The 13228-nt window shown below is 30.7% G+C and carries 11 protein-coding genes and 1 pseudogene; 3 read left to right on the top strand and 9 right to left on the bottom strand.

All coding sequences use genetic code 11. The features are described from left to right. Positions 1–8: 8 nt before the first annotated feature. Positions 9–713: pseudogene (gene kdsB / locus H527_RS24565) on the bottom strand (3-deoxy-manno-octulosonate cytidylyltransferase); the annotation flags it as partial. Between the two features lie 156 nt (positions 714–869). Beyond that, positions 870–2297: an ATP-dependent DNA helicase gene (locus H527_RS0110490; protein WP_027412681.1), complete on the bottom strand. Its 1428-nt coding sequence runs from the start codon at positions 2295–2297 to the stop codon at positions 870–872. 136 nt (positions 2298–2433) lie between these two features. Here H527_RS0110490 and H527_RS0110485 point away from each other — a divergent pair, with 136 nt between their 5' ends. Genes H527_RS0110485 through H527_RS0110475 form a run of 3 tightly spaced genes read left to right on the top strand, consistent with a single transcriptional unit; the run spans position 2434 to position 4421 of the window. Next, positions 2434–3078, top strand: a complete 645-nt coding sequence (locus H527_RS0110485) for a hypothetical protein (RefSeq protein WP_027412680.1) — start codon at positions 2434–2436, stop codon at positions 3076–3078. Continuing rightward, the gene (locus H527_RS0110480; protein WP_035087840.1) at positions 3059–3883 is read left to right on the top strand and encodes a DUF3822 family protein; all 825 of its coding nucleotides are present in this window, start codon (positions 3059–3061) and stop codon (positions 3881–3883) included. The genes H527_RS0110485 and H527_RS0110480 overlap by 20 nt, the downstream gene beginning before the upstream one ends. Position 3884: 1 nt before the next feature. Continuing rightward, entirely contained in the window at positions 3885–4421 is a 537-nt protein-coding gene (locus H527_RS0110475; RefSeq protein ID WP_027412678.1) for an RsmD family RNA methyltransferase, read from the top strand. A gap of 649 nt (positions 4422–5070) precedes the next feature. Here the strand turns inward: H527_RS0110475 and H527_RS0110470 are convergent. From H527_RS0110470 to H527_RS0110440, 7 genes are all read right to left on the bottom strand, one after another. Beyond that, the gene (locus H527_RS0110470; protein ID WP_027412677.1) at positions 5071–5973 is read right to left on the bottom strand and encodes an aldo/keto reductase; all 903 of its coding nucleotides are present in this window, start codon (positions 5971–5973) and stop codon (positions 5071–5073) included. 41 nt (positions 5974–6014) lie between these two features. Continuing rightward, a complete protein-coding gene (locus H527_RS0110465) occupies positions 6015–8939 on the bottom strand; it encodes a serine hydrolase domain-containing protein (RefSeq protein WP_035087838.1) in 2925 nt (974 codons plus the stop codon). A 7-nt stretch (positions 8940–8946) separates the two neighbouring features. After that, positions 8947–9432 carry a hypothetical protein gene (locus tag H527_RS0110460; RefSeq protein WP_027412675.1) on the bottom strand — a complete coding sequence of 162 codons (486 nt, stop codon included), beginning with the start codon at positions 9430–9432 and terminating at the stop codon, positions 8947–8949. Positions 9433–9542: 110 nt separating this feature from the next. Beyond that, positions 9543–10334 (bottom strand): (Fe-S)-binding protein, encoded by a 792-nt coding sequence (locus H527_RS0110455; RefSeq protein WP_027412674.1) that lies wholly within the window; start codon positions 10332–10334, stop codon positions 9543–9545. Between the two features lie 62 nt (positions 10335–10396). After that, the gene (locus tag H527_RS0110450) at positions 10397–10843 is read right to left on the bottom strand and encodes an LNS2 domain-containing protein (RefSeq protein ID WP_027412673.1); all 447 of its coding nucleotides are present in this window, start codon (positions 10841–10843) and stop codon (positions 10397–10399) included. Positions 10844–10910: 67 nt separating this feature from the next. Beyond that, on the bottom strand, positions 10911–12236 hold the full coding sequence (locus tag H527_RS0110445) for a 4Fe-4S dicluster domain-containing protein (RefSeq protein ID WP_027412672.1): 1326 nt from the start codon (positions 12234–12236) through the stop codon (positions 10911–10913). Between the two features lie 5 nt (positions 12237–12241). Beyond that, positions 12242–13192: an MlaD family protein gene (locus H527_RS0110440; RefSeq protein ID WP_027412671.1), complete on the bottom strand. Its 951-nt coding sequence runs from the start codon at positions 13190–13192 to the stop codon at positions 12242–12244. Positions 13193–13228 lie beyond the last annotated feature (36 nt).

The raw sequence follows: 13228 nt of genomic DNA, 5'->3' as shown, positions 1-13228 counted from the left end.
TTATTTATTATTCTTTTTGCTCTTTCTAAATCTTCCGGGGTATCAATTTCGACGCCTTCGTGTTGAGTTTCTACCATTTTTATATTTTTACCATATTCTAGATACCTTATACATTCTATTTTTTCTGATGCTTCTAAAGAGCGCATAGGCAACATATAGAAATCTAAAATAGCTTGTTTTCTAAATGCATAAACCCCTTTATGTTTATGGTATACATGGTTTATTTCTTTGTCTCTTGGATAAGGAATAGGTGCTCGTGAAAAATATAACGCATAATTATTTTCATCTACTATAACTTTAACACTATTAGGATTCATAATATCTTCCCAATCCTTCATGGGAGTCATAAGACTAGCCAGATCTATACGTTCTGAATCTTCCTGATAGAATACGCTAAGTACTTTTTCTAAACTTTCTTTGTCTGTAAAAGGTTCATCTCCTTGGACATTTACGACAATATCAACATCCATATCTTTGACAGCTTCTGCTATTCGATCACTCCCACAAGAATGTTCTTTATTACTCATAATTGCAGCACCGCCATTAGAAATAATTTCTTGATATATAATATCGCTATCTGTTACCACAAATACAGATTCAAATAATCCAGAGTCAAGAGTTGCTTCATATGTTCTTCTTATGACGCTTTTCCCCCCAAGGTCTTGCATTAATTTACCAGGAAATCGCGTGGCCGCGTATCTCGCAGGAATCATTGCGATGGTTTTTAGAGTATTTTTATTCAAAATTTATTGCTTTTCTTCAATTGCAAAAATAACTTTTTAAATTAATTTTTTAATATTACTAGTTATTTAGTTTTATTATTATTTCTTAAAAACATTAAAGTATCTATTTTTAAACTCTTACGCTTATTAATTTTCATAAAAAAAATCATCCTTAAATCCTATTAAGTATAATTTTTTCTTAGCTCTAGTAACAGCAGTATACAACCACCTTAAATAATCTTTATTTATTCCATCAGCAAGGTAAGGTTGTTCTATAAAAACATTATCCCATTGTCCTCCTTGCGATTTATGACAAGTTATTGCATAAGAAAATTTAACCTGTAAGCTATTAAAAAACTTATTATTTTTAACTCCTATAAATTTTTTATATTTAGACGCCTCATTTTCAAAATCTTTCATCACTTCTTGATATAATTTATTAGACTCTTCATACGTTAGAGATGGAGTTTCTGAGGTTAAAGTATCTAATAACAATACTGTTTCAAAAGGTTTTTGATTAGGGTAATCGACCATTTCAATGTTAACAATAGCAAATCTAAATCCATAAAGTTCTTTTATGGAATAAATTTCCAAAACCTTAATTATATCTCCATTTGCTATAAAACCTGCTTCACTTTTATTATCTAACCAAAAATAGTTATTTTTAACTACCATTAAGTAATCACCAGAAGAGAGTTCTTCTTCCTGAAAAAGTATTCTTGATCTAATTTGTTGGTTATAAATATTTGCTCTTTTATTAGATCGTAATATAATTACTGACTCTTCATGTCCTGAGCTTGAATACGCCTCATTTAAGGCTTCCATTATTTCATGACCGTCAAAAAATCTTACCACATCTGGATATCCGTTTATTTGAAATTGAAATGAATCATAAAATCCATCATTCAAAATTTCTCTTAACCGAGTAGCATTCATTAATATCCCACTATTTTCTGCTTGCCGAACAACTTCATCCAACTCTATTTGAGTAACATCTTTATTAAACCCTATCGAAAGGTTATTAGCATCTAAAGCTGGACTAACTTCTAATCTCACAGGAGGTAACTGTGCGGTATCTCCTATAAATAATATCTTACAATTATATCCTGAATACACATACAACATTAAATCATCTAACAACGAACCATTCTCAAACAATTTACTATCACTTGGCGTATCCGGAATCATTGAAGCTTCATCTACAATAAAAATCGTATTACGATTTTTATTTTGTTTTAACTGAAAAGCCAACCCTCCACTTTTATTTTTTTTAGGGTAATAAATATTTCTGTGAATAGTTTGAGCTTGTTTACCCGAAAAATTACTAATTACTTTGGCTGCCCTTCCTGTAGGTGCTAAAAGAACTGCATTTAATTTTGCCTTCCATAGATTTTTAACCAAAACTCCTATTAAAGTAGTTTTTCCGGTACCTGCATACCCTTTTAATAAAAAAAGTGATTCTTTTGATCCTGATAACATAAAATGAGATAGTTTTTGAAGAACAATATCTTGTTTTATAGTAGGTTCAAAAGGAAAATCTTTTTTTAGTATTTCATAAAACTCTTTTTCCTTCATTAAAAAAAAATATCTGTACGATTCATATCTCTGCTAATAATTCAAAGATAAGGATGATTTTTTGGCAATAAACTTTTACGATTAAAAAAAAATTGTAGATTTGCGTATACACTAATGTTTAAAGCTAAATCATAAAATGAAAATTGTTGTTCAATTAGTTCTGTGGATAGTTATAGGATTCTTAGGATACTTAGTATTCAATTCTGTTAACGGTCCTGTTAAGTTCAATAAAATAAAGCAAGTTCGATATGCTAAAGCTGTTGAGAATTTGAGGGATATCCGTACTGCACAATTAGCATATAGATCGATAACTGGAAAATTCGCAAAAGATCCAGCCCAATTAATTACATTTATCGATACTGCTAAATTTACTTTAACCCAAAGAAGAGACTCTAGTTTTATTAGATTCAACAAAATACTTAAAATTGATGAACCAAGAGATACTGTTGTTATTGATACTCTTGGATACGCATCTGTAAAAGATTCTTTATTTAAAACAGGGAATCACAAAAAGATGATGAAGATACCAATTGAAGGTCTTGATGCTAATTTTGAAATGGATGCTGGTTTCATTAATAAAAATGATCTAAGGATTCCTGTTTTTGAAGTTAAAGTCTCTAAAGACATACTTTTACATGATCAAGATAAAGATCTTTTATCTCAGGAAAAAGAAGTACAATCTGTAGATGGAGTAAATGGACCTTTTCTATCGGCAGGATCAATGACCGAAGTTAAAACTTCTGGAAACTGGCCTATGACTTATGGTGCAAACGACCAATAAAACCGATACTAAATTAAATACATTGTCCATTCAAGTAAGCTTGAATGGACTTTCTTTTTGTATTTTAGATAATTCAAAGAGTCAGGTTATGTCTTTAAGTCATGAAAATTTTGGCATACAGCTAACCCCTAAACAGGCCCTTGAAAAAGTAAAATACGCTTTTGACCATAACGATCAATTAAAAAAATCATTTGACACGATAGAAGTAATATATCAAAATGATTTATATACTGTTGTTCCAAAATCTTTATTTAAACAAGAATTATTAAGCGACTATCTTAAATTTAATATAAAGGTACTCGAAAATGATTTTATTGCTTATGACGAATTAGATCAACATGATATTGTATCTGTATATATACCCTATACTAATATTAATAATTTCTTTTTTGAATCTTTTGGATCATTTACATATAAACATGCTAGTAGCATATTGATTAATTCTTTACTTATACAAGAAAAGAACAATAAATCTACTACTGTTTTTGCTAACATAAATGAAATTTCTTTTGACATAGTAGTTATTAGCAAAGGCAATCTTATTTTAAGTAACACTTTCCCTTATCAAACTAAAGAAGATTTTCTATACTACTTAATGTATACCACAGAGCAATTAAAATTGAACCCAGAAGAGTTTAAGTTAGTTTTTCTAGGTAATCTTTTAAAGGATAGTGATTTTTTTAAAATAGCACATAAATACATTCGGAATATTAGTTTTGGTAATCTTCTTCGAAACTTTAAATTAGCACCTAATGTAGGCTTTTTTGAGCCTCATCAACATTTTGTTTTATTAAGCCACTTCTAATATGCGTATTATTTCAGGAAAATATAAAGGACAAAGACTAACTGCTCCAAAAAAGCTACCAGTTCGCCCAACTACTGATATGGCCAAAGAGGCTTTATTTAATATATTAGCAAATAACTACAGTTTCTCTAATATTACTGTTCTAGATCTTTTCACAGGAACAGGAAATATTAGTTATGAATTTATATCTAGGGGCACTCAAGATATAACTGCTGTAGATTCTCATTATGCATGTTTAGGATATATTAAAAGTGTAGCAAAAGAGTTAGATTTTTCTATAGAAACAATCAAAAGTGATGTTTATAGCTATCTAGAAAAAGTGAAACGTAAAACAGATATAATTTTTGCAGATCCACCTTATAATTTTACAGATGATCAATTTTCTAAAATCCCATCTTTAGTCTTTGAAAATGATTTATTAAACAAAGATGGTGTTTTAATTATCGAACACTCTAAACATACCTCTCTGGAAAAGTCTCCTTATTTCAGTAATGCAAGAAAATATGGAGGATCTGTTTTTAGCTTTTTTGAAAAATAATTTACCTTATATCACACATCCTGCGCCCATCACTGATGCTCGAATAATGTTTTCATCAATAACAGTAAGGCTACTTAGCGAATTAATCTGACGTGTTGTATTATCTATGATTTCTTCATAAAAGCTAAGATTTCCGAATCAAATCCAAGAGTTTCTTCTGCTGTCATTTTAAATATATTCATTTGATAAATAAAGTTATTTAATATATGATGGCTTGAAGATAGCATTGCTTTATAAATTTTCAATTTAACATTTTCTATATGTACTTTTTTACTATTTCGCTTTGTATCTATAAAAAGAAATACAAAAAAAAGTGCTGCTGGTATTATTAATTCATCAAAGTCATATTTTTCAAGTCTTGCTAACAGACTTACTAATTACGCAAATAAATCTAATTCAAAAGCAATAGATACTACATAAAGAAAAATAGCAAAAAATAATCCTATAAGTGTTATTTTACAATTATTCATTTGATACATGACAGGGTTAGAGGGTTCATTTTTATATAGTTTTTATTACTACATATTTGTTTACGTATATAAATATATCTAAAAAACATATTTTACAAGTATATAAACCAATTTATAAGTTTTTAAACCCAAGAGTTCTTATCTTTTTCAAATACTAGTTGATCAAACAAATAATATACTTAAGGAACTTGTTTACCTGTAGATGCTTCCCAAATCATAAACCATTCTTCATCGCTAACTTCAATTCTTAAAGCTTTTACAGCAGATTGGATACGATTACTTTTGGTAGAACCAATAATTGGTAAAATACCAGATGGATGTTTCAATATCCAAGATATTAAAATCTGATCTGAAGTAGTATTATATTTTTCTGCCAATCGGCTAACTACTTTATTAATTCGTACACCCCTATCATCTGGGTTTTTAGAAAATAATTTTCCTCCTGCAAGCACTGAATATGCCATAGGCTTAATCTTTTCAGTAATACATTGATCCAGAGTACCGTCTAAAAAAGGATCTAATTGTAATACAGAAGCCTCTATTTGATTAGTTACTAAAGGTATAAAGGTATTCATCATTTCAAATTGTGTTCTAGTAAAGTTAGAAACTCCAAAGTGCAGTACTTTTCCATCCTTCTTAAGTTTTATAATGGCTTCGGCAATCTCTTCTGGATTCATTAAAGGACTTGGTCTATGAATTAAAAGAAGGTCTATATAACTTGTTTGCAGATTTATTAAAGATTGTTCTACAGAATTTATAATATATTCTTTACTGGTATTATATGATGTTATAACATTATCTGATCGATTAGGGGTCACCAGTTTAATTCCGCATTTGGTTACAAGTTGTATTTTTTCACGCAGCGCATTTTTTTTCTTAATGGCATTACCAAATAATGTTTCTGTTGTATAATGTCCGTAGATATCTGCATGATCAAAGGTGGTAACATCACTATCCAGACAATCCATTATCAATTTTTGTGCCTGATCTACGGTTAAATTAACTCCCCATTCTCCCCAATTCATGCATCCTGCCACTATTTTTGAAAAAACAGGACCTTGATCCGAAATCTTAACTTTCATATTCTAAAGGCTTTAAAAATGATACTCTGTAGATTAAAATATTAATAATCTATAGCTTCATAAATTATTTTTTGTATTTCTGAACGTATATCACTAGATATGAGTTTTCGGTTTGCTGCATTAGGAAAAGTACGGTTACTTAGAAAAACATATATAATTTCATGTTCTGGATCTGCCCAAGCAAAAGTACCTGTAAATCCACTATGTCCAAAACTCGTCATAGAAATACAACCACATGTTGGTCCTACATTTCCTAGTTGAGGCTTGTCAAAGCCTATACCTCTACGAACATTTCTGTGACAATAATAACAGGTATTAAACTCTTCTAATGTTTGTTTACTAAAATACTGTTTACCTCCATAACTTCCTCCATTAAGGTACATTTGCATTATTTTGGTTACATCATTAGCATTTGAAAACAATCCTGCATGCCCTCCAATTCCTCCTAGCATAGCAGCACCTTGATCGTGAACATATCCGTGTACAATCTCATCTCTAAAGATCCTGTCATATTCCGTAGGAACTATTTCTTTTTTCTTGAATTTTGTTAAGGGTAAGTATGTAGCATGGTTTGCTCCAAGAGATTTATAAAAATGTTGTTGTGTTAGATTATGTAATGTATTTTTATAATGACTTTCAATATATGATTTTAAAAGATAAAATGGCAAGTCACTATATTTATAACTCAGTCTGCTACGCAAATCACTATCTCTAATTTTCAAAAGAAGTGAATCTTTCATATCACTTCTAAAATAAAGATTATTTGTTACCTCTATGTTAAAATCGTTTGAGCGAGTATTTCTATAATACTTTTTATCTGGTCTTTTTGTTATAGAATCCATTGTATAAACATAAAATGGGATCCATGCTCTTAGTTTTGCATAATGTGATAACATAGATCTAATTGTGATATGTTCTTTATTAGAATCTTTAAAAGAAGGCAACATCTCTCCTACTCTTGTATTTAAAGATATTATTCCTTTATCTTTTAATTCTATAACCAGCGGTAATGTTGCTAATATTTTAGTCAGAGAAGCCAAATCATATACATCACTCCCTTTTACTTTTCTAAATTTATCGTAAGTATGATATCCATAGTTTTTGTTGAATATTACTTTCCCTTTTCTAGCTACGATAAGTTGAACTCCTGGTGCCATTTTTTCTTTCAAAGCAATATTAACTATAGAGTCTATTTTTGCTAATTTATAGGAGTTCATACCTACACTTTCTGGCAGACCATAAGTCAATCTTTGTAACGCTTTGGTTTTATACCCTGTCCCTACAGGAAATTCTTCACCTATACTTATTGGAAGCTTTCCTTTTGCATCTATTCCTCCAAAAAGTAATTGTGCTGATTTTTCTTGTGCAATTTCGCTATTTTGATATGCCATTACTATGCCTTCTAAATTAGTAGTGGTTAACATATCGAGCATTGCATAAGGTTTGGCAAAGACGTTAAGAACTGTAGTATTTGCTCTTGCTATCTCATACAGCCAAACTAATTCTTTATCTTTAAATTTATATTCTTCCCAAGGAGAATTATCGGATTTATGAAAACCAACAATAACATAATTATAATTACGCAATTGCTCCATTATTTCTCCTAATTGATTACCTTTTACCCAATCTACCTTAGCATATTTACTTAACTCTTCGTAAAAAACATCTCCAGAAGCGTCTCCTAAAGAAACGTAAGCTATTTTTTTTATATCTAAATTTTTAATGGGTAGTATTTCTCTATCATTTTTAATAATTGTCAGAGAGTTTTCTACCAATTCATGATATAAGACCTCGTTTTTTTTACTGTTTAATTGTTGAAAAAGAAAATCTGTTTTAATTGGCGCATATTTATTAAGCCCTGCTTTATATTTAGCTAACAAAATTTTTCTTACAGAATATGACAAACGTTCTTCTGTTATGGTACCTGAATAGTAAGCTGAAACTATTTTTTGTGATGCTAGCGGCACATCTTCTGACATTAAAAGAATATCATTACCCGCCAAAAAAGCTTTTAGATCAATATCTCCTGGTTCTTCAGAGCCTGACACTGCTTTCATATCAAGGGCATCTGTAATAATTAACCCTTGAAATTGCAGACTATCCTTTAATAAATTAGTAACTACTTTTTTAGAAATCGATGAAGGATAATTTGACCTATATTCTATACTTGGAACATTAAGGTGAGCAATCATGATACTTGACAAACCTCTTTTTATTAGTTTTCTATATGGATACAACTCAACACTATCAATTCTATTTGCGTCAAAATTAATAGTTGGTAATGTTTTATGAGAATCACTATCTGCATCTCCATGACCTGGAAAATGTTTTGCGCTAGCCATGACTCCTTCAAGCTGCATCCCTTTCATAAATGCTAATGCCTTTTGGGTTACTTTCTCTTTATCTTCTCCAAAAGATCGGTTGCCTATGATTGGATTTTCAGGATTTGTATTAATATCTACAACAGGTGCAAAATTAATATGAACTCCTATTCGCTTGCAATGTTTTGCTATTTGTTTTCCTGTTTCTTCTATTAACTTATCATCTTCTATAGCTCCAAGAGCCATGTTCCAAGGAAAAATTTGGGTAGAATCTAATCGCATCCCTAAACCCCACTCAGCATCCATACCTATTAGCAATGGTATTTTGGATAATTGTTGGTATTCATTATTTAACTTTACTTGTTCTACGGGGCCTCCTTTTGAAAAAATAACTCCTCCAATTTGAAAACCTTCTATCAATGATTTTATTTCATCTTTTTTCTTTTGCGTATCTGAAGAGGATACACTTACCATAAATAACTGACCAACTTTTTCTTTTAAAGTCATCCTATTATATATACTATCTACCCACTTTTTTTGAGCTTCAAAATCCTTTACTATTAAAGGGTTTTCTGATTGAGCGTAAACACTATACGTTATAAGAAATAATAAAAAAGAAATATACTTTATAATTATATGCTGCACAAAAATATTAGTTTAAAAAACGGTTATGCCAACTATCTTTTGCAGGAACTTCCCAATTGGTTCTATATTCGGCAATATTAGTTACCAAGTTATTAAAAACAATAGTATTTGGAGATACTGATTTATTTTTTGCCATTTTTTTAAAATCGTTAAGTGCTTTATAGGCAACGAATTCTCCTTGTTTAAAAGATACATTCATTCTATCTATTAAATCTACAGCGTATAATTTTTCTAATTCCTGAATAAAATGAACTGAAGCATCTATAGAACATCCTGTTGCAGCATTTGTACCCTGATCTAAACCAATGACGATAAAACGTTTATATTTAATCTCATAACCAGATTTTAAATCTGCTCCATGAGCTGTCCATTGTTCTAAAAAATTATTTATTTTTTTCTCAATATCCTCCAACTCATCTGAAGAGAAGGATCGGTTTGCTTGATAGATCCACACCTTGGATGTATCAGGAAGAGTATTAAAATCTACTAACATGACTATTTTTTACTAAAGTAACAAAAAGTATTACTATTTGTGTTTATAAAAAAGAGTTAATATGAATACACATACTAACTCTAACAAAATTTTATATAATAGGGATAGTTTTATAAATCCTGAGCATTGGCTATAAGTTCTGCCACGTCTAATACTTGTACACTATCTTCTTTTTCTTTGCTCTTTACACCATCTGTCATCATTGTATTACAAAATGGGCAACCAGCAGCTATAATATCTGGTTTTATTTCTAGAGCATCTTCTGTACGTTCCACATTAATATCTTTATTACCTGGCTCTGGTTCTTTAAACATTTGTGCTCCACCTGCACCACAACATAAACCGTTTTTCTTACATCGTTTCATTTCTATTAGCTCTACCTCTAATTTTCTAAGTAGATCTCTTGGCGCCTCATATACATTATTTGCTCTACCAAGATAACATGGGTCATGAAAAGTAATTCGTTTTCCTTTAAATTTACCTCCTTCAACCTTTAGTCTGCCTTCGTCTAGCAAAGATTTAAGAAACTGTGTATGGTGCATTACTTCATAATCACCTCCTAAGGCTGGGTATTCATTCTTTAATGTATTAAAGCAATGAGGACATGCGGTAACTACTTTTTTAATTTCATATGCATTCATTACTTCAATATTAGTAACTGCCTGCATCTGAAATAAAAATTCATTACCTGCTCTTTTGGCTGGGTCTCCTGTACAACTTTCTTCTGTACCCAATACAGCAAAGTCTACATTAGCATTATGAAGTAATTTCACAAAAGCTTTAGTTATTTTTTTAGCTCTATCATCAAAACTACCTGCACACCCTACCCAAAATAAAACTTCTGGCTTTTTACCCTCAGCCATGTATTCTGCCATTGTTGGCACCTTTACTGTCTCGCTCATATTATCCTTATTTAAAGTTTATGATTTTTTGCTTCATATTTAAAATCATAAATACTCTTATCTTAATCGTGTTTTCCGTCATCAAAAACTTCAATAGCAACTACTCTTTCTACTAATTCGGTAAATTTACCGGTATATCTGGTTGCTTTCACTAAGTGGTTATCTATCCAGTGATAATTTCCTCCTCTGGGTTTCCCCATTAAAAGACTATGATATTTAAAACCATGTGTTTGTAACCACGTTTCTGTTACTCCTCTATGGTCTTCTGTTCTTGAAGTAAAAAAACATATAATATGCCCTTCATCAAACCATTTGTTTAGTGTTTTTAAAGCATCTGGAAACGGTGAACATGTAGCCATTCTTTCTGGTTCTTCATTTGGTACATCTTCAGTAATAGTTCCATCTATGTCTATAAGATAGTTTTTAATACCTTCGGGTAATACTGGACTAATATGCTCTCCTTCTTCTATCTTATCATTCAATAATCTATCTACTTCTTCCTTCTTCATAATTTTTAATAATTTGTGGTTTAATTGGTTTAAAAAAGTGGTTAATCTATAGTACTAATTTTTTATATCATTCGTTGTTCCAATTTAATCTATCCATCTGGTTAAATGGCCATGGAGCTCCGTTGTTTTCTATGTTAGACATCATATTATTTAAATCAGAAGGAGCTGCACTTTGCTCCATTACAAGATATCGTCTCATATCTATAATAATTGATAAAGGGCTTATACTAACTGGACAGGCTTCAACACAGGCATTACAACTGGTACAGGCCCATAATTCTTCTGGGGTAATATAATCATTTAATAATTGTTTGCCATCCTCTATAAAACTACCATTCTTGTCTATGTTATCCCCTACTTCTTTTAGGCGATCTCTGGTATCCATCATTATTTTACGAGGGGAGAGTTTTTTTCCTGTTTGACTTGCAGGGCACTCACTAGTACAACGTCCACACTCTGTACAGGTATAAGAATTAAGTAATTGAACCCAGTTTAGATCCATCACATCTGAGGCTCCAAATTTTTCTGGCTCTCCTTCTTCCTGATTTCCATCAGGAGTTGCAAATGGGTCTGCATCGGGATCCATCATCATCTTCACTTCATTAGTAACTGCTTTTAAATTATCCAATTCTCCTTTTGGATTTAAGTCTCCATAATATGTATTCGGAAAAGCCAACATTATATGTAAATGTTTGGAGAAATATAAGTAATTTAAAAAAACAAGAATTCCTAAAATATGTAGCCACCAAGATGTTCTTTCTATAATTAAAAGTGATGTTTCTGACATACCATTAAATAGTGGGGAGATATATTGACTTATAGGATAGGATCCTGCTTTTATATAATGATCTGCTCCCAAAGCTTGTAATTGAAGATCTGTTGCATTCATTACTAAAAAAAGTGTCATTAGCACCATTTCAAAATACAAAATAAGATTTCCGTCATTCTTTGGCCATCCTTTCATTTCTGGATTCCAGAAACGTTTTAACTTGATCACATTACGTCTAATCCAAAAAACTATTACTCCAATTAACACTAATAGTGCTAAAATCTCGAAAGAGCCAATTAAAAAATCATATAAGCCTCCTAAAAAGGCAAAGATTCTGTGTGTTCCAAAAACACCATCTATTATGATTTCAAGCACTTCAATATTGATAATAATAAACCCTATATATACTACAATATGCAATATTCCTGCTACTGGCCTACGTACCATTTTAGACTGCCCTAATGCAATCCTTGCCATGTTTTTAAATCTTTCTCCTTTATTATCAGAACGTTCTACATCTTTCCCTAATCGTATATTACGAATTACTTTTCGGATATTCTTAATGAAATATCCAACACCACCAGCTAAAGCAAGTATAAAAAGAATGTTAGGTATATATTGCATAATGATTAATTTATTGAGTCTGTTGGTTTTTCGTAAGGAGTGTTTTTCTTTCCAAAAACAGAAATATGAACATATCGTTTAGGATTTAATCGTAAATCTTGTAACAATAACTCTAATTGTTTACTTGTTTCTTCTAAATTATTATATAATTTATCATCTTTCAACAATTTTCCTGCAGTTCCTTTTCCTGAATTAAGATCTTTTGAAATTTTATCAAAATTAGCTAGTACAGTTTCTAAATTATTTGCTAATTTGGATATATCCATTTGAGCTAAAGAACCAGAAACCTGATTAAGGTTTGTGGACATTTTATTCAAATTATCCAGCGTGTTATTTAGTTTACCTTCGTTACCAGAAAGTATAGAATTTAAAGACCCTGAAGCTGCATTAAAGTTTTTTACCGTACTACTCAAATCTCTAAATATAGAATTCAAGTTATTTTTATTGTCTACATTCAGTATTCCATTAACAGAATTCAAAAGAGTATCTGCTTCAATTATTGCGGCTTCTAACTTTTCTTGTAAAGGTTCTAGCTTATCATTTACTAATTCTAGCAAGCCTGATTCTATTTTACCAGGCAGAGTATCTCCGTCTTTTGCTTCCAATCCTTTTTCATAAACAGGAACTATTGCCATAGATTTTCCGCTAATTAATCCAGCACTATATACTTTGGCAATACTATTTCTGGAGAATGAAAAATCACTGTCAACACTAAACTCAACGACAAGTTTTCCTTTAGTACCAACAAAACCTATAGACACCACTTGCCCTATTACTTTACCATTTATGGTAACGGGGGAAGAAGGTATTAAACCTTCTACATTATCATAAACCGAATAAAAGGTTCTATTGTTTTCAAGGAGATTTTTTCCTTTTAGGAAGCTATAGCCAAAAATTAAGAGTGCTATTGCGCAGATTGCTAATATTCCAGTTTTGACTTCTCTAGTAAATTTCAAAATAGATTATATTTTAGGACACAAATTTAGAATAAA

Origin of the sequence: Aquimarina muelleri DSM 19832, assembly GCF_000430665.1 — a bacterium.
GTDB classification, from domain to species: Bacteria; Bacteroidota; Bacteroidia; order Flavobacteriales; family Flavobacteriaceae; genus Aquimarina; species Aquimarina muelleri.
The sequence above is the reverse complement of the archived record's forward strand: the minus strand, read 5'-3'. Positions and strand labels throughout refer to the sequence as shown.